Below are 22,166 nucleotides of genomic sequence, written 5' to 3'. Positions count from 1 at the left end.
GGTGTCGGCGCAACCGGTCCATTTTCCTTTGCGCCTCACGCCCCGTGCGGCTACAAGCCGGCCAAGATTCCCCGGCCAAGACTCCGAAGAAAGAAGCCTGAATGCGCCCTTCCAAACGCCAATTCGACGAAATGCGCCCCATCTCCTTCGAGCGCGGCGTCTCCAAGCATGCGGAAGGCTCGTGCCTGGTGAAGTTCGGCGACACGCATGTGCTGTGTACGGCCAGCCTGGAGGAAAAGGTGCCGGGCTGGATGCGCAACTCCGGCAAGGGCTGGGTGACGGCGGAATACGGCATGCTGCCGCGTTCGACCGGCGAGCGCATGCGCCGCGAGGCTTCGTCCGGCAAACAAGGCGGCCGCACGCTGGAAATCCAGCGGCTGATCGGCCGCTCCCTGCGCGCCGTGGTCAATCTGCAGGCGCTCGGCGAGCAGCAGATCACCGTCGACTGCGACGTGATCCAGGCCGACGGCGGCACGCGCACCGCTTCGATCACCGGCGGCTGGGTGGCGCTCTACGACTGCCTGCGCTGGATGGAAGCCCGCCAGATGGCGAGCCTGAGCAAGGTGCTGAAGGATCACGTTGCGGCAATCTCCTGCGGAATCCATGATGGCCAGCCGGTCATCGACCTCGACTACATCGAGGATTCCTCGGCCGGCACCGACGCCAATTTCGTCATGACCGGCAAGGGCGGCATCGTCGAGATCCAAGGCACGGCCGAGGGCGAGCCGTTCTCGGAAGAGCAGTTCGCGGCGCTGATGGGGCTCGCCAAGAAAGGCATTCAGCGCCTGGTCAGCTTGCAGCAAATGGCGGTGGCTTAGCTGCGGTCCAATATTGATGAGATTGGCGATCCTGTGACTCCTTCCGCAATCCTGGAATCAGCACTCTACGTGACCGACCTTGCTGCCGCGGAACGGTTCTATTCGGGCGTGCTCGGGCTCGATCTGCTCGGTAAGGTCGATGGCAGGCATCTCTTCTTCCGCTGCGGCGACGGCGTGCTGCTTATCTTCAATGCCGAGGCCACCAAAGTGCCGCCGCGGGCCGACGCCAAGCTGCCCGTGCCGCCGCATGGCGCGGTCGGCCAGGGCCATCTTTGCTTCGCCGCAAGCGCGGATGAAATCCCACGCTGGAAAGCGCATCTTGAGGCGAAGAAAATCGCCATCGAAAGCGAGTTCGAGTGGCCGCAAGGCGGCCGCTCGATCTATATTCGCGATCCCTCCGGCAATTCGATCGAATTCGCCGAGCCACGAATTTGGGGCATCTGATGCATTCGCCAACTATTCATTCGCTTGATGGGCATAAGATCATCGTCGCAAGCCACAACGCCGGCAAATTGCGAGAATTCGCCGATCTGATGGCGCCATTCGGCATTGAAGCGAAGTCCGCAAAGGAATACGGCCTGCCGGAACCGGACGAGACCGGCACCACTTTCGAGGAGAACGCCCTCATAAAAGCCTTGGCCGCCGCCAAGGCCACTGGATTGCCGGCGCTGTCGGACGATTCCGGCCTGTGTGTCGATGCGCTCGACGGCGCACCCGGCGTCTACACCGCCAACTGGGCTGAGACGCCGGACGGCTCCCGCGACTTCGGCATGGCCATGCAGCGCACGGAAGTGGCCTTGCAAGAAGTTGGCGCGATCACGCCTGCCCAGCGCAAGGGCCGCTTTGTCGCGGTCATCTGCCTGGCCTTCCCCGATGGCCAGGCGGAATATTTTCGCGGTGAGGTCGAGGGCACGCTGGTATGGCCGCCGCGCGGCGAGCTCGGCTTCGGCTACGATCCGGTGTTCTTGCCCGATGGGTTCGAGAAGACCTTCGGCGAGATGAGCGCGAAGGACAAGCATGGCTGGAAGCCCGGCCAGCCAACCGCATTGTCGCACCGTGCCCGCGCCTTCCAGAAATTCGCGCAAGCCCGATTGGCCGCCGTATGACCATGCTGCTCGACCGCAGGCCTGGTTTCGGCGTCTACGTCCACTGGCCGTTCTGCGCGGCCAAATGCCCGTATTGCGACTTCAACAGCCATGTCCGCCACCAGCCGGTCGACCAGGAGCGTTTTGCCCGCGCCTTCGAGGCCGAGCTGGCGACGATGCGCGGCCGCACCGGGCCGCGCGAGGTGACCAGTATCTTTCTTGGCGGCGGCACGCCATCGCTGATGAAACCGCAGACCGTGGCGGCGGTGCTGGATGCAGTGGCGAAGAACTGGACGGTGCCTGATGGCATCGAGGTGACACTGGAGGCCAATCCCTCCTCCGTCGAGGCCGAGCGCTTTCGCGGCTATCGCGCGGCCGGCGTCAACCGGGTATCGCTTGGCGTGCAGGCGCTGCACGACAAGGATCTGCGCTTCCTCGGCCGTTTGCACAATGTCGATGAGGCCCTGCATGCGATCGGCCTGGCGCGCGAGATATTCCCACGGCTGTCGTTCGACCTGATCTACGCGCGGCCCGGTCAGACGCCGGAAGCGTGGCAGGCGGAGCTCGAGCAGGCGATCGGCCACGCCGCAGACCATCTGTCGCTCTATCAGCTGACCATCGAGGAAGGCACGCCGTTCCATGCGCTGCATGCGGCAAGCAAGTTCATCATTCCAGACAATGAGCTTGCCGCCGATCTCTACGCGTTGACACAGGAGATCACCGCCGCGCGCGGACTGCCGGCCTACGAGATTTCCAACCATGCCAGGCCCGGCGCCGAAAGCCGGCACAATCTCACCTACTGGCGTTATGGCGAATATGTCGGCGTCGGTCCCGGCGCGCATGGCCGGTTCGTCGAAAATGGCCGGCGCGTGGTGACGATCGCCGAGAAAATGCCGGAGACTTGGGCCAATCTGGTCGAGGCCAAGGGCCATGGCGTTACCGGCGGCGAGATCCTGACGCGGTCGGAAGAGGCCGACGAGTTCCTGCTGATGGGGCTGAGGCTGGCGGAAGGCATCGACCTTTCCCGCTACGAGGCATTTTCAGGGCGCGGCCTGTCGACGGCACGGCTGTCGGTACTGCAGGACGAAGGCCTGGTGGCGCCGATCGGCAATGCGCGCCTGCGCGCCACGCCGGCCGGCATGATCGTGCTCGATGCGGTCGTGGCGGACTTGGCCAGATAGCACGTTGAAGAACGTTCTCTTCATCTGCAGCCAGGATCGCTTGCGCAGCCCGACGGCGGAGCAGGTGTTTTCCAAGCGGCGGGACATCCAGGTCGCTTCGGCCGGCACTAATCACGATGCCGACATTCCGTTGACGCATGAACTCGTCGCCTGGGCCGACATCATCTTCGTGATGGAAAAAATGCACCGCGCCAAACTGCAGCAGAAATTCAAGACAAGCCTGAAAAAGGCTCGAGTAATCTGCCTCGATATTCCCGACGACTATGCATTCATGGACCCGGCTCTGGTGGGCCTGCTGGAGGCGCGTGTCTCGAAGTATCTGGGTTGAATCATACATCGCGGAGCATGCGCAACCGCGCTTTCGAGAGCTGTCTCGACCAATCGCGAAGGTCTGCGGTGATCAAGCCTCGTGCTTGTGGCGGTGTTTGGCGCGATCTTTTTCGCTGGTCTCTCCGGAACGGGCCGGCTTGATCTCGCTTTTGTCGCGTGAGGCGTGGTGCTGGTCGTCTGCGGAATGTGACGCTGCGCCATCGCGGGCGCTTTTTGTTTCGAGGCGGGTGATGAAAATGTCGAAGCGATTGGGCATCGTCCGGTCAGTGCTCCATCGTGCGGTCGGTTTCGTTTGCGGGCTTGCTCTCTGCCGATCGCTGGCGTGCAAGCGGGTTCTTGGCTCTGCCATCTGCGGCTTCGGCAGGCAGGTTCTTGTCGCATGGCGCGGCGAAGCGTTTGCGGCCGGCATAGTAGGGTTCGAAAACGTCCTGTATCGTCAGGCTGTTCATCCTGCTCCTCCCGAGATCAGGTGTAAAATTCGCCGGCAACGGTTTCGTTCCCTACTATGGCGAAGGCATGGCGGCTGGTCCACGTCGGTATCCCTTTTGGAACCAGGGCCTTTGCAACCCAGGCTTTTGCAACCAAGCGTGAGCCGTGCCAAACAGGGTCGAACGGAGTTGTGCAGGTGACCGGCGAATCGGCCAAACGCAGTTATGTGGTCGGGCAGACCGAAATCGCCGCCCGGCCGCTCGAGCCGGCGCTCTACCTGGTGGCGACGCCTATCGGCAATCTCGCCGACATCACGTTGCGCGCGCTGGAAACGCTCGCCGCCGCCGATATCGTCGCTTGCGAGGACACACGTGTCAGCCGCGTGCTGCTCGACCGCTACGGCATCCGCCGCCGCACCACCGCCTACCACGAGCACAATGCCGGCGAGGCCGGACCGAAGCTGATCGCGGCGCTGCTGGCCGGCCAAAGCGTAGCGCTGAGCTCGGATGCCGGCACGCCGCTCATCTCCGACCCCGGCTACCGGCTGGTCGGTGAGGCGCTGGAACGCGGCATTCGTGTCGTGCCGATCCCCGGCCCATCAGCGGCACTTGCGGCTTTGACGGCATCCGGCCTGCCCTCGGACGCGTTTCTGTTTGCCGGCTTCCTGCCGGTGAAGACCGGGCAGCGGCTGACGCGGCTGGAAGCGCTGAAGGCGATGCCGGCAACGTTGATCTTCTTCGAATCGCCGCGCCGGCTGGCCGAGACGCTCAGTGCCATGGTCGAGGTGCTGGGCGGTGCCCGCAAGGCGGCGATCGGCCGCGAGCTGACCAAGACCTTCGAGGAAATGCGGACCGGCACCTTGCAGTCGCTTGCCAGCCACTACGCGGCAGCCGACACGCCGAAAGGCGAAATCGTCATCTGCGTCGGTCCGGCCGATGCGGTCGCTGATGAACCGGCCGACATCGACCGGCTGCTGCTTTCGCTCGCCGCCGAGATGCCGGCCTCCAAGGCAGCGGCGGAAGCCGCCAAGATGACGGGTGGCCAGAAGCAGGCGCTCTATCGTCGGCTGCTCGACCTCAAGAATGCCGGAAGAGACGGGGCCGGCGGAGACGGCGATGGCTGAACGGCCGAGCGCCAGCCGGCAAAAGGCCTACCGGCGCGGCCATCACGGCGAATGGCTGGCGGCGGCGGCGCTGATGCTGAAAGGCTACCGAATTCTTGCCCGCCGCCACCGCACCAGGTTCGGCGAGATCGACCTGATCGCGCGGCGTGGCGATCTGGTGCTGATCGTCGAGGTCAAGGCGCGCCGCACGCTGATGGAGGCAATGGAAGCCGTCGGTCGCGAATCGGAGCACCGCATCGAAGGCGCCGCCGATTTCTGGCTGTCGCGCCAATCCGACTACGGAAAATTATCGGTGCGCTTCGACATGGTGGCGGTGCTGCCGTGGCGCTGGCCGGTGCATGTCGAGAATGTGTTTTACGGGCGAAACTAGGCCATTCTCGAAGTGGGGCCATTTTGCTGCGCCTGCGGTTCAGATCATGGTTTGCCGATCTGTCAAGCATCCGCCCAGCGCTGACTGGAACAAAAGCGTTCCTGCGTTGTTCCTCAATCGTCCTGATGTTCGACGGGCTGGTTCAAATGCCGGCCAGGGCAGTCCTCGTGGCAGCTATGCGAGGACAAAGGGATGGCGAGGCAAATGGATCCCGACGATCTCAACCCGGAACGGATCGTCACCGTGTTCGGCGGAACTGGTTTTCTCGGGCGCAGGATTGTGAAGCGGCTCCTGGAAAGAGGTTTCACGGTGCGCGCCGCATCTCGCCATCCGGCTCGCGTGCCCCTGGTCTTTTCCTCGATTACAAGGATGCCCGAAGCAGTCGAGGCGGATATTTTGGATGCGTCCTCGATCGGGTCGGCCATCACCGGATCACAGGCGGTCGTGAATGCTGTCAGTCTTTACGTCGAGCACGGCGTCCAGACCTTTGAACGCGTGCATGTGAAAGCCGCGGCCGATCTCGCTGCCGCGTCGCGCGACCGCGCGATCGACCAGTTCGTCCAGATTTCAGGGATCGGCTCCGATCCTCAATCGGATTCGAATTACATAAGGGCGCGTGGGCGCGGAGAAGGTGCCGTGGAAAGTGCATTTCCCGGCGCTTTCATTGTGCGTCCCGCCGTCATGACAGGACCTGACGACGCTTTCCTCACGACCATTGTGAGGATGATACGCCTCCTGCCGGTCTATCCGCTGTTCGGCGATGGTGGCACACGGCTTCAGCCGGTCTATGTGGCAGACGTCGCAGAAGCAGTGAGCCGGCTGATCGACGGGCGAACCCAGGGTTCATCCATATTCGAATTCGGTGGCCCGCGTATCTATACCTATAAGGAACTGCTTCGGGAGATCGCCCGACAGCTCGATACGCACGTCAAGCTGATGCCGGTGCCGTTTGCGGTATGGAACGCCTTGGCTGGCGTCGCGGAACTCCTCCCGGCTGCTGCCCCCATAACGCGCAACCAGATCGATCTTATGCGTCAGGACAATGTGGCAGCAATCGACGCGCCTGGCCTGAAGGAACTCGACATCGAGCCGCGGGATATTGACGAGGTGATCCGCGTGATCGAACAGCGCCGTCGCGTAGGCTCGCTCTCGTCTCCGGCTTAGGACGGCCCCCTGATCCTGGCGGGAACCTATCGCCGCGCGACAGGTTGGTCGAGCTTGAAGCCAGTGAAAGAAGGAAAAGAACTATGGCCAGATGCGATCAATGCGGGAATGACTACGACAAGGCTTTCAACGTGACGATGGCCGACGAGACCTACACGTTCGACAGCTTCGAATGCGCGGTCCAGAAACTTGCTCCGACGTGTCCGCATTGCGGATGCCGGATCATCGGACATGGCGTCGAACAGGATGACATCATCTACTGCTGCGCACATTGCGCCGCGGAGGAAGGCGCGAGCGCGCTGACCGATCGTGCGCCTTGACGCACCTCCTTTGGCGTCTCCAGGTCGACCATTCCGAACGACTGCGCCGGCTCATCCCATATGGCCAGTGCTGTCAGCACGACGACGACCAGCCGAGGTCAAGGCCGCCGCACGCTGATGGAGGCAATGGATGCAGTCGGCCGCGAATCGGAGCCCCGTATCGAAGGTGCCCGCGATTTCTGGCTGTCGCACCAATGGACTACGGAAAATTGTCGGTGCGCTTCGACAAAAGGCAGCGTGCGTCGTCTTGATCGCGCCAGAGCTGTCATGTTCTTGCACGTTCAAGAACCCGCGTTCGACGGCTCGTTTAGACGCCGTTCCGTGGCAAGTCGGCTCCCGCTTGGACAAGTCGCTCCACGACAGCGGCCGCCTCCTCTGGAATGGCCGGTATGGTGCCCGACTTCCGCGTCGATCCGAAATCGAGGCCGGCGAAAAAGAGACCTGGAATAGCGCTGACGCCGTCCTCGTGGACGGGCTGGCCGGCTGCATCGAGCGCGCCGGGGAGCCGGACCCATGAGAAATCGCCGGTGAAGCCCGTGCACCAGATCACTGATCTGATGCCGCTTGCCATCCAGTCGAGGGAGCGGATCGGAGGATCGGGCAAGCGCGGGTCAACCGTCTCGGCCGGATCATCCTCGGCCAGTGGCGCATCGAGGCCGGCGCGCTCAATGTACCCGTCGACCAGGCGCTTGGCATTCGCGGAGACTTCGTCGGCAAATCGCATATGGTCGTCGAGCTCGTCGCCGAAGACGAGGTTGCCGTTCTCCACACCCCTGAAGCGGCCGAGCAGCACCACGCCCTGCGCGCTCAGCGATTGCAGGCTGATCGTATGGGTCGCGCCGACCAGCGCGCGGGCCTGCAGCTTGCCGGAGGGGAGGACGAGTTCCTTGCGCGGAACGTCGAGAAAACCGGACAGCGTCAGCCATTTAAGTATGTTGCCCCCGCGGTAGCGCCGCACCCAACGGCCGTTGCGGCTGGTCGCCAAAAAGACCACACGTCCTGCCAACGCCAGATCCTCGGCGATCTGGCCGCCCGACTGGCCGCTGCCGACCACCAGCACCGCGCCACTCTCGAACTCGGCCGGGTTGCGATAAGCCGAGGAATCGACTTGGCCAATTGCGGTTGGCAAATCCGCCGACCCTGCTGGCCGGACCTGCCGATTCTGGTCGCCGGTGGCGATCACCACGTTGCGCGCCAGAAATGCCCCGTCCGTCGTGGTGATGCGAAAGATCCCGTCGTCTCTCGTCAGCTCTTGCACCGGAGTTTGGGTGCTTACCGGCAGGCGGTGCCGGTCGGCATAGCCTTCGAGATACGCGACAAATTCGTGGTGGCTTATCGCGCCCCACGGCTCGGGCCCCTCGTAGGAATCACCGGGTAAGATGGAGCGAATGGTCGGCGAATTCAGTCGAAACGAGTTCCACCGCTGCGTTCGCCACGTCTCGCCGATCCGGCCTCGATCGAGCACACGGTGGTCGCGGTCCTGCCGTTTCAAGAAGTAACTGACGCCGAGTCCCGCCGGACCGGCGCCAATAACGAGGGCGTCAAGAACTTCGCTCATGCATTCCCCCTGCCAACCATACGTCCACAAGATCGTATGGCTCGGCTTCGGGCAAGAATAGAGTTCCGGCTGGGATTGCGCTATCCGCGCCGGCTCACCCCCAGATTGCCAGCCCCGCCAGCCCGACGATGCCGACGACCAGCCGCCACCAGCCGAACAGCGCGTAGCCATGGCGCGAGACGTAGTCGAGCAGGAAGCGCACGACGATTAGCGCGGTGACGAAGGCGGCAACGAAGCCGACGGCGATGATGGGCAAGTCGGCGCTGCTTAGCACATTGCGGTTCTTGAACAGGTCGAAGGCGAAGGCGCCGACCATCGTCGGGATGGCAAGGAAGAAGGAGAACTCCGCCGCCGCCCGCTTGTCGACGCCGAGCAGCAGCGCGCCGACGATGGTCGAGCCCGAGCGTGACGTGCCGGGGATTAGCGACAAGCACTGAAACAGCCCGATCTGCAGATAAAGTCTGGTCGGAAACCGCTCGACATCGTGGTAATACGGCTTCGGCTTCATGCGATCGACCAGCAGCAGGATGACACCGCCGATGATCAGCATGATGCAGATCAGCCGCGGCGATTCGAACAGCACCGTCTTGATGAAATCATGCGCCAGTGCGCCGATAATGGCCGCCGGCAGGAATGCGATGAGAATGCCAAGGACGAAATGCCGCGTCAGCCGATCGTAGGGCAGCTCGAGCAGCATCTTCCAGAGACGGCGGAAATAGACGCTGAGGATCGCCAATATGGCGCCGAGCTGGATCAGGATTTCGAAGGCCTTTCCGGTCGAATGAAAACCGAGGAAATGGCCGGCGAGCAGGATATGACCGGTCGAAGACACCGGAATAAACTCGGTCAGGCCCTCGAGCAGGCCGAGCAGCAGCGCTTCGACGACGGTCTGGCTTTCCATGGCAACCTCGGCGTTGGAGTGAGGGCTTGAGAAAAGGGCTTGCTTGTCATGGCGCGGAACTCCCCCTATAGGTCGCAGCACCCTGACAGCCCGCTGAATCGGGCGGCCAAGACTTACCGGCGCAGCCGGCGATTTGCCAGTGCGCTCTATTATCGCGGGACCATGCTGACGCTTTTCCACCATCCGATGTTCGCCAGCTGCCGCTTCGTTCGCCTCGCCTTTGGCGAGTATGGCGAGGAACTGGCGCTGATCGAAGAGAAGCCGTGGACGCGGCGCAAGGAGTTCCTGGCGTTGAACCCGGCCGGCACGCTGCCGATCCTGCTCGCCGAAGGCGACGTGCCGATCGTCGGCGCAGTGGTCATTGCCGAATATCTCGACGAGACGCGCGGCGTACTCAAGCGCGACAAGCGGCTGTTCGCCGAGGATCCGATGGAGCGCGCCGAAATCCGCCGGCTGACCGACTGGTACCTCAACAAGGCGGAAAGCGAGGTTACCCGGCATCTGGTGCGCGAACGCGTTCTGAAGCCGGTCATGCCGGAAACGGCAGGCGGCGGATCGCCCGATTCGGCGGCGATCCGCGCCGCCCGCGCCAATATCCGCCAGCACATGAAATACACCAACTGGCTGGCCGGCACCCGTCATTGGCTGGCCGGCAACAAGGTCACCTATGCCGATCTCGCGGCGGCGGCAGCACTGTCGGTGCTCGACTATCTCGGCGAGATCGACTGGCGCGAACACAGCGCCGCGCGCGAATGGTATACAAGGGTGAAATCACGGCCTTCGTTCCGGCCGCTTCTGTCCGACCGGGTGCGCGGCCTGTCGCCGGTGTCACATTATGCGGACCTCGATTTCTGATACGGCAAAGCTGCGCGCGCTGATCGACCGCGAGGCGCGGAATGCCGGCTTCGACGCCGTTGCCGTCACCACGCCCGATGCGATTCCGCAGGCGCCGGAACGGCTGGCCGAATTCGTTGCCGACGGCTTTCACGGCTCGATGGGCTGGATTGCCGAAACGCTCGAGCGGCGAGGCAAACCGACGACGCTTTGGCCAGAGGTCCGCTCGATCATCGTGCTGGCGATGAATTACGGCCCCGACCACGACCCACGCGACATCCTGGCAAAGCGCGACCGCGGCGCGATCTCGGCCTATGCGCAGAACCGCGACTATCATGACGTGATGAAAGGCCGGCTGAAGGAGATCGCCGGCAAGATCGTGGCGCGCGCCGGCGGGGACGTGAAAGTGTTTGTCGACACCGCGCCGGTGATGGAAAAGCCGCTGGCCGAGGCGGCCGGCCTCGGCTGGCAAGGCAAGCACACCAACCTGGTCAGCCGAACGCATGGCTCCTGGCTGTTCCTCGGCACCATCTTCACGACGGCCGAACTGGTGCCGGACGCGCCTGAGGACGACCATTGCGGCTCCTGCCGCGCCTGTCTCGACGTTTGCCCGACGGACGCCTTTCCGGCGCCTTACCGGCTCGATGCGCGGCGCTGCATTTCATACCTCACCATCGAGAACAAAGGACCGATCCCGCATGAGTTCCGGGAAAGGATCGGCAATCGTATCTATGGCTGCGACGACTGCCTGGCCGCGTGCCCGTGGAACAAGTTCGCCCAAGCCGCTTCGGAGGCAAAGCTTGCCGCCCGCGCGGACTTGCGCGAACCGCCGATCGCCGAGCTGCTGCGCCTCGACGACGCTGCCTTCCGCGTGCTTTTTTCGGGCTCGCCGATCAAGCGCATCGGCCGCGCCCGTTTTATCCGCAACGTGCTGATAGCGGCCGGCAATTCCCAGGACTTGTCGCTGGCCGGCGCCGTTCGCGCGCTGCTCGACGACGCCTCGCCCCTGGTTCGCGGAGCTGCGGTATGGGCGCTGTCGCGGCTGGTGCCGGGTCGGGAGTTTGCCGAACGTGCCGCAGCCGCTTTGCAAGCAGAAGATGACGAGGCGGTGAGAGGCGAATGGCTTCTGGCCCTGCCAAAGCCGATCGAGGCACATACGTGACCAAACAGCAGATTTTCATCTTCGGCGCCGGTTATTCGGGCAAGGCCTTTGCCCGCGCCAACAAGGATGCCGACACAGCGATCTTCGGTACAACACGGTCGCTGGAAAAATTCGCGGCGCTGCGGCAAGCCGGTATCGTGCCGCTGCGTTTCGATGGCACGCTGACCTCCGAAATCGGCGATGCGCTTGGGAAGACAACCCATCTCGTCGTCTCGATCGCGCCGGACGAGGCCGGCGACCCGGTGCTGGGTGCGGCTCGCGAGGTGGTCACGGCCAACATGCCGGAGCTCGAATGGATCGCCTATCTCTCGACCGTCGGCGTCTATGGCGATCATGGCGGAAATTGGGTGGATGAGGCCGCCGAATGCCGGCCAGTATCGAAGCGATCAGCGATGAGGGTTGCCGCCGAGCAGGACTGGCTGAAACTGGGCCACGACACCGGCCGGCCGGTGGCGATCCTGCGGCTTTCCGGCATTTATGGGCCAGGCCGCAACGCCTTGGTCAATCTGGAAAACGGCACCGCCCGCCGGCTGGTCAAGCCGGGCCAGGTGTTCAACCGCATCCATTGCGACGACATTGCCGGCGCGCTCTGGCATCTGGCCGAAGGCAATCGCGGCGGCATCTTCAACGTCACCGACGACCTGCCGGCGCCGCCGCAGGACGTCGTCGCCTATGCCGCCCGATTGATGGGCATTGAGCCGCCGCCCGAAATTCCGTTCGAGACCGCCCAACTTTCGCCCATGGCGCGGTCCTTCTACGGCGAGAACAAGCGTGTCGCCAACGCGGCGATCAAGGCGGCCGGTTATGGCTTTCGCTTTCCCGACTATCGCTCGGCGCTCGATGCCATGTGGGCGAGCGGCGACTGGCGCGACGGCGAGGCGCGCAGCCCGATGAAACGGTCATGATCGATACGTTGCGCGGGCTATGGTATGATGCGGTTCAAATCGCGGAGGGGTCCAGCTTGGGAAAGACGTTAAAGCGAGCCTTGCCGGGCAAAACACTGCTGCTGACGGCAGCTCTGGCCGTCGCCGGCCTGACGCTTGCAGCGCAGACGGCGAGCGCCGAGCAACGGGCAAAAGACCTGTTTGGCGCCAAAAAGCTGCCGGCACTCGCAGCAGCGCAATCGATCGGCTTCTACTCCAAAGGCTGTTTTTCCGGCGGCGTCGCCCTGCCCATGGACGGCCGGCACTGGGAGGTGATGCGGCCGTCGCGCAACCGCCGCTGGGGTCATCCCGCAATGATCGCGCTGATCGAGAAATTGTCGCGCGACGCTGCCGCCGACGGCTGGCCGGGCCTATTGATCGGCGACATTTCGCAGCCGCGCGGCGGGCCGATGCTGACCGGCCATGCCTCTCACCAGATCGGCCTCGACGCCGACATCTGGCTGACGCCGATGCCCGACCGCAAGCTCTCGGCCGAAGAGCGCGAAAACATCAGCGCTACCTTGATGGTCGATGAAAAAACCCACTTGGTGAAGGACGGCGTGTGGACGCCGATGCATACGCGGCTGTTGAAGCGCGCCGCGAGCTATCCCGAAGTCGAGCGCATCCTGGTCAATCCAGGGATCAAGAAGAAGCTCTGCGACACCGTCAAAGGCGACCGCGGCTGGTTGCGCAAGGTCAGGCCGTTCTGGGGCCACGACTACCACTTCCACATTCGCATCGGCTGCCAGCCTGGGTCACCCGCCTGCAAGGCGCAGGAAGCGACGGCGGCGGGCGATGGCTGCGACCAGGCGCTGGCCTGGTGGTTCACCGAGGGGCCGTGGCGCCCCAACAAGAACCCGGACAAGCCGAAGGCACGCGACGTGATGACGATGGCGAACCTGCCCAGGCAATGCCAGTTCGTGCTCGACGCGCCGGCTCCGCCCTCGGCGGAAGCAGTCACCTACTATGGCGACGGCGTACCGATCGCGGCAGAACCCGCTCTCGCGGCAGAACCTTCGCCGCCGCCGACGGTCGCAGCCGGCGCGGCAGCGCTTCCGGCCTCGGCGAACGCCTTTATGGCGACCCCCGAGTTCGGCATTCCGCTGCCGCGGCCACGACCGGGGCACTGATGCGGGCAGCGTGTTCGCTGTCTGCATCCGTGCATCTCCACTTCGAAAACCGATTTCCCTTTTTGCGGTCATGCGCTAGTCAACGAGAGAACGGCGATACGCGTCGGGAACGGACGAGAGCATGCCAGGCGTAAGCGACGACGACACTCTGTTGCGATTTCCGATCCTGATCGGTGACATAGGCGGCACCAATGCACGCTTCTCCATCGTGCTCGACGCGAATTCCGAAGCCGGCGAGCCGACCATCGTCCAGACTGCCAATTTCAATACGATCGACGAGGCGATCCAGTCGGCCGTGCTCGACCGCTCGTCGGTCCGGCCGAATTCAGCTGTGCTGGCGGTGGCAGGCCCTGTCGAGAGCGACGAAATCCCGCTTACCAATTGCCCATGGATCGTCAAACCAAGACAGATGTTCGCCAGTCTCGGCCTCAGCGACGTCGTGGTGCTCAACGATTTCGAGGCACAGGCGCTGGCTGTCGTCGCGCTTGGTGAAGAGCATATGGAAAAGATCGGCGGTGACGAGCCGGAACCGAATTCCGGGCGGGTGGTGCTCGGCCCGGGAACCGGGCTCGGTGTCGCCGGGCTGGTTTATGCGCTGCATCACTGGATACCGGTACCCGGCGAGGGCGGCCATATGGATATCGGCCCGCGCTCGCCGCGCGATTTCCAGGTGTTTCCGCATATCGAGAAGCTCGAGGGCCGCATCTCCGGCGAACAGATCCTGTCCGGACGCGGCCTGGTCAATGCCTACCGGGCGGTGGCCAGGGCGGACGGCAAGCCGTCGCCCTTTACAACGCCTGCCGAGGTCACCGCCGCGGCGCTGGCAAAGAACGATCCGGTGGCCGAAGAGGCGCTGTCGATCTTCGTCACTTGCCTGGGGCGCACCGCCGGCGATCTCGCTCTGGTGTTCATGAGCCGCGGCGGCGTGTTTCTCACCGGCGGCATCGCGCAAAAAATCCTGCCGGCACTGCGCACCGGCAATTTCCGCGCCGCCTTCGAGGACAAGGCGCCGCACAGCGCCCTGATGCGCAGCATGCCGGCCTATGTCATCACCCATCCGCTGGCGGCGCTTTTAGGGCTGGCCGCCTATGCCAGAAATCCGTCGCTGTTCGGCGTGCAGACGGCGGGGCGGCGCTGGCGGGTTTAGGATACAAGCTGCGCCGCGACGAAGTTTCGCCGTCCTCGGCCATAGGCAAGCCGCCATCGGGGCGTTAAGAGGTTGCCGAATTGCAGCCCGGCCGAACCGAAACCACAAAGCGCTCCAACTTGACACTTCCAGCACCAACCAAAGGGAAAGTCCGTCCCAGCGAGATCGTGGCGGTGATCCGCCGCATCATCGCCGAAAACAGCCGCGATTATCGCTGGTACTATGTTCTTGCCGTGCTGTGCCTGGTGACGATCGCGGCGACGACCGCCTTCACCGCCTGGATCATGAAGGATGTCATCGATCAGATCTTCTACCAACGGCGCGGCGATCTTATCGCGCTGATCAGCGTGTCGATCCTGGCCGCCTTTATGCTGCGCGGCCTGGCCAGCTACGGCCAGGCAGTGACGCTGGCCAAAATCGGCAACAATCTGGTGGCGCGCTATCAACGCCGCATCTTCGACCATCTGATGAAGCTCGGCGTCGGCTTCTTCAATGACACCCGCTCGGGCCGGCTCGCCGCGCAGATCAACGAGAACGTCAACGGCATCCGCGATCTCCTGTCGATGACGCTGACATCGCTGGCGCGCGATGCCGTATCGCTTGTCGCGCTGGTTGGCGTCATGATCTGGCAGGACCCGATGCTCTCGGCGATGTCGCTGCTGATCGGGCCGCCCTTGATCTACAGTGTCACCTATCTGATGCGCCGGGTGCGTCGCATCACCCGTGAATCGGTGCAGATCAACTCGCGGCTGATCGGCGCCATGCAGGAAGCGACGCAAGGCATCGCTATCGTCAAGGCCTTCACCCTGGAAGACGAGCTGTCGCGCCGCATCGGCGGCCTCGTCGCGGGCGCCGAGCAGCGGGCAAACAAGATCGCCCGCGTCTCGGAGCGGCTGACGCCGATCTCCGAAATGCTGGCCGGCTTCGCGGTCGCCGGCGTCATCGCCTATTCCGGCTACCGGGCGACCGTCGGCGGCCAGCCGCCGGGCGCGGTGTTTGCCTTCATCACCGCCCTGCTGCTTGCCTATGATCCGGCCAGGCGGCTGGCGCGCATGCAGGTCGGTATGGAAAAGTCGCTGGTCAATGCGCGCATGATCTACGAGCTTCTCGATCTCGAGCCGCAGCAAGGTGACGTGCCGGCAGCCGCCGAGGCGAAATTCACCTCTGGCGAAGTGCGCTTCAACAACGTGTCCTTCCGCTATGTCGAAGAGGCGCCGGTCCTGCAGGACCTGAGCTTTGTCGCCGCCGCCGGCAAGGTGACCGCCATCGTCGGCGCCTCGGGCGCCGGCAAGACGACGCTGGTTGCGCTGCTGCAGCGCTTCCACGACGTCGAGTCGGGCAGCATCGAAATCGACGACCAGGACATTTCAAAGGTCACCAAGCATTCGCTGCGCGGCTCGATCGCCTATGTATCGCAGCAGCCCTATCTGTTCGATGGCACCATCCGCGACAACATCCGCTACGGCAGGCTGAGCGCCACCGACGCAGAGATTGAACGCGCCGCCCAACAGGCCGCGGCACACGATTTCATTCGCCAGCAGCCGCAAGGCTACGACACGCCGGTCGGCGAGAATGGCGTGACGCTGTCGGGCGGCCAGCGCCAGCGCGTATCGATTGCACGCGCCATCGTTCGGCAAGCGCCGATCCTGCTGCTCGACGAAGCGACCTCGGCGCTCGACAACGAGGCCGAGGCCCGCGTCCAGGAAGCGCTGATCCATGTCATGGAGGGGCGCACCACCATTGTCATCGCGCACCGGCTGTCGACGGTGGTCAATGCCGACCATATCATCGTGCTGGAGCAGGGCCGGCTGGTCGAACAGGGCACGCATGCCTCGCTGATGGCCGACCCGCACAGCGTCTATGCCCGGTTCCATCGGGTGCAAGGCAGGAAAGGGCTGGGGCTTGTCGATGACGCCAAGCCAATCCAGACTGCGGCGCAAAATGATCACGCGAAAAAGGCGGTCGGGAGACATTCATGAGCGACACGCCGACCGTGAGTGAAATGGGCCTGGTGGTGGTGGGCGCGGCTGGCCGCATGGGCCAGGCGCTGATCCGCGCCATCCACACGATACCGGGCGCGCGTGTCGCCGGCGCCATCGCGCCGGCCGGTTCGCCACATCTCGGCAAGGATGCCGGCGAGCTGGCCGGCGTCGGCAGGCTCGGCGTGGCGATCGGCGACGATCCGCTGCCGGCCTTCGCCAAGGCCGACGGCGTGCTCGATTTCACCACGCCGGCGGCGACCGTCGAATTCGCCGGCTACGCGGCGCAGGCGCGCATCGCCCATATCATCGGCACCACCGGCTGCTCGGCTGAAGACAATGCCAGGATCGCGGCGGCGGCGCGGCACGCGACGGTGGTCAAGTCAGGCAATATGAGCCTCGGCGTCAATCTGCTGGCGGTGCTGGTTGAGCAGGCGGCGCGCGCGCTCGATGCCGACGATTTCGACATCGAGATCCTGGAAATGCACCACCGGCACAAGGTCGATGCGCCGTCGGGCACGGCGCTGCTGCTCGGCGAGGCCGCCGCTGCCGGGCGCGGCGTAGCACTTGCCGGCAACGATGTTCGCGTGCGCGACGGCCATACCGGTGTGCGCAAGGCAGGCTCGATCGGTTTCGCCAGCTTGCGTGGCGGCTCGGTGGTCGGCGACCACAGTGTCGTGCTGGCCGGTACCGGCGAGCGCATCACGCTTGCCCATCATGCCGAGGACCGGGCGATCTTTGCCCGCGGCGCGGTCAAGGCAGCCCTGTGGGCGCGCGGCCGCAAGCCGGGCCTCTATTCGATGCGGGACGTGCTCGGCCTGACAAGCTGATCCACAGATTTGGCTGATCCACAGACTTGGCTGATCCACAAGATTTGAAGGAGCAAATATGTCGAGAACTCTCGTGCTCGTGCGCCACGGCCAGAGCGAATGGAACCTGAAGAACCTATTTACCGGCTGGCGCGACGTCGACCTGACCGAACTGGGCCATGCCGAGGCCAAGTCGGCCGGCGCCAAGCTCAGGGCGCGCGGCATGAAGTTCGACATCGCCTTCACGTCGTCGCTGATCCGGGCGCAGAAGACCTGCCAGCATATTCTCGACGCCGTTGGCCAGAGCGATCTCGAGACCATTCGCGACCAGGCGCTGAACGAGCGCGACTATGGCGATCTCTCCGGCCTCAACAAGGATGATGCGCGCAAGAAATGGGGCGAGGAGCAGGTGCATGTCTGGCGCCGCTCCTATGACGTGCCGCCGCCCGGCGGTGAAAGCCTGAAGGACACCGGCGCGCGCGTCTGGCCCTATTACCTGCACGATCTGCAACCGCATGTGCTGCGCGGCGGCACCGTGCTGGTGGCCGCGCACGGCAATTCGCTGCGCGCGCTGATCATGGCGCTGGACGGCAAATCGGGCGAGGAGATCGTCAAGCTCGAGCTCGGCACCGGTGTGCCGATCATCTACACGCTCAACGCCGATTCCACGGTGGCGTCGAAGGAAGTGCTGGAGCATTGAGCCGGAGAAGGAACGCGGCTTTCAAAAAAGCGCGTTGACACTCATCCCTCGCCCGCTTAATGAGCGCGCACCAGCCCAGATGGCGGAATTGGTAGACGCGCACGGTTCAGGTCCGTGTTCCGCAAGGAGTGGAGGTTCGAGTCCTCTTCTGGGCACCAAATTCCCGTTTCGAACCGATTGATGCGGTTTCAGAGACCCAAGAAAAAGCCCGGTTTGCCGGGCTTTTTCTTGATCCAATGCTCTAGGCTGCCTACCGTCAGCCATGGTATCCACAAGATATCCAACAATTATCCGTCCGGGTTAGGCAGCGATCTGTCGTTGCGACAGCGCAGCAGCGGAAGGATTTGGCCCGAGATCACTCTGGTGATCTTCTGTTGCTTGGCGTTGGTTACGACGTTCATGCACGCACATCCGTAGCCGTGACCCGAACCAGGCACATTGGTCTCGACGAATTGCCGCTCGTCAAAGGCCGGCACATTGTCGATGCCCTTGGGATCCGGGCGTCCCTGCATCTGGATCCACCAATCCCCGTCACTGTCGGTCAGGACGAGGTTGCCGGGGGTCGGGCTGGAGTACCAGCCACAACGGCGCTCGGCATGGGCGGCTGCAGACAAGGACATGATAGCCAGGCAGACACAGATAGCGAACAGTGGGCGCATGAATATCTCCTCCCTGAAGTAGGTCAGGTCGTGCCGCCGATCCGTTGGCGCCGGGGACGCATGACTTTTGCGAGCCTTATGGCTTCAACTTCGTGTCCACATGTTCTTCGATCAATCCGCAATGAAGCGTCACGGGCGCCCTTTGGACGTTGCTGAGTGGACCGTCGATGAAATCGCAGCCGATCAGATTGACCGAGCTGCTCTTGCGCGCCGACGCAACGTTGACGTTGACATCGGGAGGGCCGGCAAGCCAGTCGAGACGCTTTGCGTCGACCTTGGCGCCGCTGATGCGGGCGTGGCCGCCTGTGCCCGGTATCTCCACCTCTTCGTCGTGCGGTGTGAGATCGATCAGGCCGACTTCGTTGGCGTGCTTCGCGGCGCTCGGCTTGGGGTCGCCGTAATAGGAGGCGAAGACAACGATCCCCTCCTTTTCAGCCGCGAGCTTGGCAGCTGCCTTTTTGGACAGCGTGACGTTGACGTCGAAGCTCATGTCAGTCTGGGCTGTTGCCGGCACGACACATGCCAACAGTACAGATGCCGCAATCGTCATTGCGAGCGACGATCCATAGCGTTTCACAATCCACCTCCCTCAAGTCCCTTACGCAATGATGATGCCCTCGCATCCTTTCATGTCTGGCGGCGACATCACGCTCGCCGCCGACATCATCGTGATCAGATCAGCTGTGGCACGTGTCAGTTCGCGGCCGGAACAGGGCAGCTCATGTCGCCTTCCTGGCATTTCAGATAGCCTTCGAAACCTTTGACACGGGATTGTGTCAGGCCGTCCATGCACTGCGCGATGAGCATTGGCATCATGCTTCCTCCGGCCGCGCCTGCGGTCTGGAAACTGCACTCCGCGTCGCGAAACTTGCCCCAATCCCGCTGTGCCTGAACAAGAAGCTTCTTGGTATCCGCATCGTCCTTCAGGCGGGCTTCGATCTGCTTGTAAAGCTCATTGAGCTTCTTGTCGGATTTCTGGAACTCGGCACCGAAGCACTGATTCATGGTGGCCTGATCCTTGGCATCGGCGCACTTGTCCTTGGCAAGGGCGAATGTCGGCGCAGCCAGAACCACGGCAGCAGTCAATATCGCTATTTTCATCGATTTCCCTTTCCGATTGCAGTCAAGCTCTTAAGTTGCTCAGCCCCGCCCTATGTTCTCGTCAGCTGTCCGTTATTGCCACGATCGGCCCATGGCCCGATTATCTGGTTTTCATTGGATCAGCTTTGCCACCTTCGGCGACCGTGACGTTGCCGACCTTTCCTGAGCCGGTCAGCGTGCCGCCTTCCTTGACCATGACTTCGCCGGAGACCTCTCCGTCAACGACAAGCAGTCCCGAGACGGAAACGTCACCGGTCAAAGAGCCGGTCACGTGCAACTCCGCTCCCGCCACCACTTCCGTCATGCCCGAATATTTGTTCTTGCCGCTCAGCGTCAGCTTGCCACCGGCAACAACGAGGCCGCCGCTGTCGCCGGCGTCATCAAAGTCCGCGATGGTTCCATCAAATTGCCCGTCGGCTGCTGTCAGGATCAGTCTGCCCGCGCCCAGATAGACCTCGCCTTTACCGCCAAGGTTGCGAATGGCCGTATCGTTCAGGGAGTGCGCCACTCCCCAGGGCTTCAGGTGGTTTCCTTTCTGATCGATGTTGAGCACACCGTCGACTATGACGCGCGAGGAATGCTCGATGCTGCCCGGCCCGGCCAGAGTAAGATAGCCATCGGCCGCGATGTGGGTTGTGCCCGTGTAGGTATTGGCCCCGGTCATGCGCACGTCCGCGTCCTTCTCGATCGTGAAGTCGCCGGCGCCGGAGACGATGCCGGCCAGTCCGAGCCATCCGTTGCTTCCAGCATCGCTGGTCGCGCGATTCAGCTGCACTTGATCCTTGGCAGCCGCGTCTGTCGTAAAGTTAGCAGCGCTGACAAAATAAGGTGAATATGCGGTCGTCCTGTTTTCCAGATCATTCATTATGGAATTGGACTCGAAGAATGGCAGACCGAGAATGAGACCGCCGACTTTCATCTCATCGCTTTGGCGGAGAATGTCGACATCATCATATTCACGGTTATTTATACCATCATCGAATCCAAAAAACTTGAAGTCGACTATCTAATCACCAAATTCAGCAATATGAAATCCTCCCGACTGAAGCTTATTCAAAATAGATTCTGTTGTAATATAAATAAAGCTTGTCGTGCCTGTATCCAATAAAACAGGTCCACTGAAATCAACCGATTGCTTCTTTCCCTTATGATCAAAGGAAATTTTATAACGGTAAGACCCTTCGTACTGACTGGATGCATTCGCGCCTGATCGCGGGAATCGTCTCTGGAGGAATTCGTAATCCAGTTCGCCCCACGGTATCAGGGCCGTAAACTGGGATCTCAGACTGGGGGACAAATTCAGCGTCAGGCAGGGAGCGCAGCCCGGTGTCGTCCTCTTTCCAAGATTTGCATTGGCGGAGACCACATAGCCGCTTTGCGTCTGACTGCCAGGAGCGGCGGTCTGGTCCCCCTTATCGATAAAATCGCCGGCTCCAAAGACGCCGTAAAACGGCGCCTCGTTACCGGGTTCGCCATTCTTCATGCTCTTGCGCGCATCAAGATCCGCATAAACCGGCGTATCGCCATGGTGGCCCACGGGCTTTTGCGTCACATTCGCATCCTCGAAGTCGCCGAAATCCTTGGTGAAGACGTAATCCACCACCCGACCTACGCTAAAGCCGCCGTCAAAGGTTACGGCAGGCTCCGAGGGATCATCTGGATCGTAATAGGACAGGCTGTCGACCCGGGCCTGTTGTACCCAACCTCCATAGGTGCCGTTTCCATAGGGGTACATTTCGGGCTTGCTGCCGCGCACCGGCTCTACGCCAGGGACACTCGAATCGATCTCAGCGTTGAACTCATCCGACCCGGTGTCGAATTCGAACAGACGAGGCTTGGCACCATTGATGCCCAACGCAATCCCGAGTTTGTGGTAGATGACTTCATCGCTGCCGGTTCCGAGGTGCCCAACAACATGTTGCAATGGAATGGGTATCGGGTCGGCAGCCTGGGCAAGGCCGGTCTGGCCGTTCTCCTCGGCCACGGCAGGTACGGCATGTAATGTGTTCGCTGCCGGAACGGGGCAGCTCGCATCGCCTTCCCTGCATTGCAGGTAACCCTCGAAATCTTTGACACGGGATTGCGTCAGGCCGTCCATACACTCCGCGATGAGCGTTGGAATTGCGCTTTCTCCGGCCGCTCCTGCGGTCTGGAAACTGCACTCTGCGTCGCGAAATTTGACCCAATCCCGCTGTGCTTGAACGAGAAGCGTCCTGATATCCGCGTCGTCGTTCAGGCGGCCTTCGATCTGCTTGTAAAGCTCGTTGAGCTTCTTGTCGGATTTCCTGGACGCGGCATCGGCGCACTCGTTCGGGGCGGACTGATCCTTGGCGGCGTCGTTGCACTTGTCCTGGGCAAATGCGAAAGCCGGCATGGCCAGAACGATGGCAGCGGTCAGCATCGCGGTTTTCATCGATGTCCTCGGTCTAGAACTGCCGGCACG

26 protein-coding genes and 1 tRNA gene are annotated in these 22,166 nt (G+C 62.8%); 18 read left to right on the top strand and 9 right to left on the bottom strand.

Going from position 1 to position 22,166, the window contains the following annotated elements; translation table 11 throughout:
• Nucleotides 1–101: 101 nt before the first annotated feature.
• From rph to NKH33_RS24090, 5 genes are read left to right on the top strand one after another with little or no spacing between them, the layout of a single operon-like run.
• A complete protein-coding gene (gene rph / locus NKH33_RS24110) occupies nt 102–818 on the top strand; it encodes a ribonuclease PH (RefSeq protein WP_352473573.1) in 717 nt (238 codons plus the stop codon).
• Nucleotides 819–851: 33 nt separating this feature from the next.
• Entirely contained in the window at nt 852–1,262 is a 411-nt protein-coding gene (locus NKH33_RS24105; RefSeq protein ID WP_352473571.1) for a VOC family protein, read from the top strand.
• 14 nt (nt 1,263–1,276) lie between these two features.
• Nucleotides 1,277–1,924: an RdgB/HAM1 family non-canonical purine NTP pyrophosphatase gene (rdgB, locus tag NKH33_RS24100; RefSeq protein ID WP_352614790.1), complete on the top strand. Its 648-nt coding sequence runs from the start codon at nt 1,277–1,279 to the stop codon at nt 1,922–1,924.
• Nucleotides 1,921–3,084 carry a radical SAM family heme chaperone HemW gene (gene hemW, locus NKH33_RS24095; RefSeq protein ID WP_352539789.1) on the top strand — a complete coding sequence of 388 codons (1,164 nt, stop codon included), beginning with the start codon at nt 1,921–1,923 and terminating at the stop codon, nt 3,082–3,084. The genes rdgB and hemW overlap by 4 nt, the downstream gene beginning before the upstream one ends.
• A gap of 4 nt (nt 3,085–3,088) precedes the next feature.
• Nucleotides 3,089–3,412 carry a low molecular weight protein tyrosine phosphatase family protein gene (locus tag NKH33_RS24090; RefSeq protein WP_352921796.1) on the top strand — a complete coding sequence of 108 codons (324 nt, stop codon included), beginning with the start codon at nt 3,089–3,091 and terminating at the stop codon, nt 3,410–3,412.
• A gap of 72 nt (nt 3,413–3,484) precedes the next feature.
• On the opposite strand, the gene NKH33_RS24085 is transcribed toward NKH33_RS24090, so the two are convergent.
• Both NKH33_RS24085 and NKH33_RS24080 read right to left on the bottom strand, forming a co-directional pair.
• Nucleotides 3,485–3,670, bottom strand: a complete 186-nt coding sequence (locus NKH33_RS24085; protein WP_352877014.1) for a hypothetical protein — start codon at nt 3,668–3,670, stop codon at nt 3,485–3,487.
• A gap of 7 nt (nt 3,671–3,677) precedes the next feature.
• The gene (locus tag NKH33_RS24080; RefSeq protein ID WP_352921794.1) at nt 3,678–3,863 is read right to left on the bottom strand and encodes a hypothetical protein; all 186 of its coding nucleotides are present in this window, start codon (nt 3,861–3,863) and stop codon (nt 3,678–3,680) included.
• 176 nt (nt 3,864–4,039) lie between these two features.
• On the opposite strand from NKH33_RS24080, the gene rsmI reads away from it, so the two are divergent.
• The 4 genes from rsmI (at nt 4,040) to NKH33_RS24060 (ending at nt 6,820) form a co-directional block, all read left to right on the top strand.
• Nucleotides 4,040–4,966 carry a 16S rRNA (cytidine(1402)-2'-O)-methyltransferase gene (gene rsmI, locus NKH33_RS24075; protein WP_352921792.1) on the top strand — a complete coding sequence of 309 codons (927 nt, stop codon included), beginning with the start codon at nt 4,040–4,042 and terminating at the stop codon, nt 4,964–4,966.
• Nucleotides 4,959–5,336 (top strand): YraN family protein, encoded by a 378-nt coding sequence (locus tag NKH33_RS24070; protein WP_023678973.1) that lies wholly within the window; start codon nt 4,959–4,961, stop codon nt 5,334–5,336. The genes rsmI and NKH33_RS24070 overlap by 8 nt, the downstream gene beginning before the upstream one ends.
• 204 nt (nt 5,337–5,540) lie before the next feature.
• Complete coding sequence (locus NKH33_RS24065; protein WP_352921790.1) at nt 5,541–6,500, top strand: complex I NDUFA9 subunit family protein; 960 nt, start codon at nt 5,541–5,543, stop codon at nt 6,498–6,500.
• An 83-nt stretch (nt 6,501–6,583) separates the two neighbouring features.
• Nucleotides 6,584–6,820, top strand: a complete 237-nt coding sequence (locus tag NKH33_RS24060) for a metallothionein (protein ID WP_254817997.1) — start codon at nt 6,584–6,586, stop codon at nt 6,818–6,820.
• A 307-nt stretch (nt 6,821–7,127) separates the two neighbouring features.
• Here the strand turns inward: NKH33_RS24060 and NKH33_RS24055 are convergent, their stop codons facing one another.
• The gene (locus NKH33_RS24055; protein WP_352921788.1) at nt 7,128–8,378 is read right to left on the bottom strand and encodes a flavin-containing monooxygenase; all 1,251 of its coding nucleotides are present in this window, start codon (nt 8,376–8,378) and stop codon (nt 7,128–7,130) included.
• A gap of 94 nt (nt 8,379–8,472) precedes the next feature.
• On the bottom strand, nt 8,473–9,279 hold the full coding sequence (locus NKH33_RS24050; RefSeq protein ID WP_023678969.1) for an undecaprenyl-diphosphate phosphatase: 807 nt from the start codon (nt 9,277–9,279) through the stop codon (nt 8,473–8,475).
• 162 nt (nt 9,280–9,441) lie between these two features.
• Between NKH33_RS24050 and NKH33_RS24045 the strand changes: the two genes are divergently transcribed.
• The 9 genes from NKH33_RS24045 (at nt 9,442) to NKH33_RS24005 (ending at nt 18,121) form a co-directional block, all read left to right on the top strand.
• Nucleotides 9,442–10,134, top strand: a complete 693-nt coding sequence (locus NKH33_RS24045; RefSeq protein ID WP_023678968.1) for a glutathione S-transferase family protein — start codon at nt 9,442–9,444, stop codon at nt 10,132–10,134.
• Nucleotides 10,115–11,275: a tRNA epoxyqueuosine(34) reductase QueG gene (gene queG, locus NKH33_RS24040; protein WP_352458450.1), complete on the top strand. Its 1,161-nt coding sequence runs from the start codon at nt 10,115–10,117 to the stop codon at nt 11,273–11,275. Before NKH33_RS24045 ends, queG begins: the two co-directional genes overlap by 20 nt.
• Nucleotides 11,272–12,180, top strand: coding sequence for an SDR family oxidoreductase (locus tag NKH33_RS24035; RefSeq protein ID WP_352921785.1), 909 nt, complete (start codon nt 11,272–11,274; stop codon nt 12,178–12,180). Before queG ends, NKH33_RS24035 begins: the two co-directional genes overlap by 4 nt.
• A gap of 56 nt (nt 12,181–12,236) precedes the next feature.
• A complete protein-coding gene (gene mepA / locus NKH33_RS24030) occupies nt 12,237–13,328 on the top strand; it encodes a penicillin-insensitive murein endopeptidase (protein WP_502906760.1) in 1,092 nt (363 codons plus the stop codon).
• Between the two features lie 121 nt (nt 13,329–13,449).
• Entirely contained in the window at nt 13,450–14,475 is a 1,026-nt protein-coding gene (locus NKH33_RS24025; protein WP_352921781.1) for a glucokinase, read from the top strand.
• 119 nt (nt 14,476–14,594) lie between these two features.
• Entirely contained in the window at nt 14,595–16,454 is a 1,860-nt protein-coding gene (locus NKH33_RS24020; protein WP_352921779.1) for an ABC transporter ATP-binding protein, read from the top strand.
• Complete coding sequence (gene dapB, locus NKH33_RS24015; RefSeq protein ID WP_352473556.1) at nt 16,451–17,284, top strand: 4-hydroxy-tetrahydrodipicolinate reductase; 834 nt, start codon at nt 16,451–16,453, stop codon at nt 17,282–17,284. The genes NKH33_RS24020 and dapB overlap by 4 nt, the downstream gene beginning before the upstream one ends.
• A 58-nt stretch (nt 17,285–17,342) precedes the next feature.
• Entirely contained in the window at nt 17,343–17,963 is a 621-nt protein-coding gene (locus NKH33_RS24010) for a 2,3-bisphosphoglycerate-dependent phosphoglycerate mutase (RefSeq protein WP_352473555.1), read from the top strand.
• A 73-nt stretch (nt 17,964–18,036) separates the two neighbouring features.
• Nucleotides 18,037–18,121: transfer RNA gene (locus tag NKH33_RS24005), tRNA-Leu, on the top strand.
• 129 nt (nt 18,122–18,250) lie between these two features.
• On the opposite strand, the gene NKH33_RS24000 is transcribed toward NKH33_RS24005, so the two are convergent.
• The 5 genes from NKH33_RS24000 to NKH33_RS23980 all read right to left on the bottom strand — a co-directional run bounded on the left by NKH33_RS24000 (nt 18,251) and on the right by NKH33_RS23980 (nt 22,136).
• Nucleotides 18,251–18,622 carry a DUF4087 domain-containing protein gene (locus NKH33_RS24000; RefSeq protein ID WP_352473554.1) on the bottom strand — a complete coding sequence of 124 codons (372 nt, stop codon included), beginning with the start codon at nt 18,620–18,622 and terminating at the stop codon, nt 18,251–18,253.
• A gap of 76 nt (nt 18,623–18,698) precedes the next feature.
• Nucleotides 18,699–19,199 carry a hypothetical protein gene (locus tag NKH33_RS23995; RefSeq protein ID WP_352921777.1) on the bottom strand — a complete coding sequence of 167 codons (501 nt, stop codon included), beginning with the start codon at nt 19,197–19,199 and terminating at the stop codon, nt 18,699–18,701.
• A gap of 116 nt (nt 19,200–19,315) precedes the next feature.
• On the bottom strand, nt 19,316–19,723 hold the full coding sequence (locus NKH33_RS23990; RefSeq protein WP_023678958.1) for a lysozyme inhibitor LprI family protein: 408 nt from the start codon (nt 19,721–19,723) through the stop codon (nt 19,316–19,318).
• 100 nt (nt 19,724–19,823) lie between these two features.
• Nucleotides 19,824–20,642 (bottom strand): autotransporter-associated beta strand repeat-containing protein, encoded by an 819-nt coding sequence (locus NKH33_RS23985; protein ID WP_352921775.1) that lies wholly within the window; start codon nt 20,640–20,642, stop codon nt 19,824–19,826.
• Between the two features lie 87 nt (nt 20,643–20,729).
• The gene (locus NKH33_RS23980) at nt 20,730–22,136 is read right to left on the bottom strand and encodes a lysozyme inhibitor LprI family protein (protein WP_352921773.1); all 1,407 of its coding nucleotides are present in this window, start codon (nt 22,134–22,136) and stop codon (nt 20,730–20,732) included.
• Between the last annotated feature and the right edge of the window lie 30 nt (nt 22,137–22,166).

This window comes from Mesorhizobium sp. M1182, assembly GCF_040318335.1.
Taxonomy (GTDB): domain Bacteria; phylum Pseudomonadota; class Alphaproteobacteria; order Rhizobiales; family Rhizobiaceae; genus Mesorhizobium.
The sequence above is the reverse complement of the archived record's forward strand: the minus strand, read 5'-3'. Positions and strand labels throughout refer to the sequence as shown.

Excerpts from the sequence above, each read along its gene's own strand:
- NKH33_RS24045 (WP_023678968.1), top strand. The coding sequence starts at position 9,442 with ATGCTGACGCTTTTCCACCATCCGATGTTCGCCAGCTGCCGCTTCGTT.
- NKH33_RS24050 (WP_023678969.1), bottom strand. The coding sequence starts at position 9,279 with ATGGAAAGCCAGACCGTCGTCGAAGCGCTGCTGCTCGGCCTGCTCGAG.
- NKH33_RS23985 (WP_352921775.1), bottom strand. The coding sequence starts at position 20,642 with ATGAAAGTCGGCGGTCTCATTCTCGGTCTGCCATTCTTCGAGTCCAAT.
- NKH33_RS24025 (WP_352921781.1), top strand. The coding sequence starts at position 13,450 with ATGCCAGGCGTAAGCGACGACGACACTCTGTTGCGATTTCCGATCCTG.
- hemW (WP_352539789.1), top strand. The coding sequence starts at position 1,921 with ATGACCATGCTGCTCGACCGCAGGCCTGGTTTCGGCGTCTACGTCCAC.
- NKH33_RS23990 (WP_023678958.1), bottom strand. The coding sequence starts at position 19,723 with ATGAAAATAGCGATATTGACTGCTGCCGTGGTTCTGGCTGCGCCGACA.
- NKH33_RS23980 (WP_352921773.1), bottom strand. The coding sequence starts at position 22,136 with ATGAAAACCGCGATGCTGACCGCTGCCATCGTTCTGGCCATGCCGGCT.
- NKH33_RS24060 (WP_254817997.1), top strand. The coding sequence starts at position 6,584 with ATGGCCAGATGCGATCAATGCGGGAATGACTACGACAAGGCTTTCAAC.
- NKH33_RS24000 (WP_352473554.1), bottom strand. The coding sequence starts at position 18,622 with ATGCGCCCACTGTTCGCTATCTGTGTCTGCCTGGCTATCATGTCCTTG.
- dapB (WP_352473556.1), top strand. The coding sequence starts at position 16,451 with ATGAGCGACACGCCGACCGTGAGTGAAATGGGCCTGGTGGTGGTGGGC.
- NKH33_RS24070 (WP_023678973.1), top strand. The coding sequence starts at position 4,959 with ATGGCTGAACGGCCGAGCGCCAGCCGGCAAAAGGCCTACCGGCGCGGC.
- NKH33_RS24010 (WP_352473555.1), top strand. The coding sequence starts at position 17,343 with ATGTCGAGAACTCTCGTGCTCGTGCGCCACGGCCAGAGCGAATGGAAC.
- rph (WP_352473573.1), top strand. The coding sequence starts at position 102 with ATGCGCCCTTCCAAACGCCAATTCGACGAAATGCGCCCCATCTCCTTC.
- NKH33_RS24055 (WP_352921788.1), bottom strand. The coding sequence starts at position 8,378 with ATGAGCGAAGTTCTTGACGCCCTCGTTATTGGCGCCGGTCCGGCGGGA.
- NKH33_RS24080 (WP_352921794.1), bottom strand. The coding sequence starts at position 3,863 with ATGAACAGCCTGACGATACAGGACGTTTTCGAACCCTACTATGCCGGC.
- NKH33_RS24085 (WP_352877014.1), bottom strand. The coding sequence starts at position 3,670 with ATGCCCAATCGCTTCGACATTTTCATCACCCGCCTCGAAACAAAAAGC.
- NKH33_RS24065 (WP_352921790.1), top strand. The coding sequence starts at position 5,541 with ATGGATCCCGACGATCTCAACCCGGAACGGATCGTCACCGTGTTCGGC.
- queG (WP_352458450.1), top strand. The coding sequence starts at position 10,115 with ATGCGGACCTCGATTTCTGATACGGCAAAGCTGCGCGCGCTGATCGAC.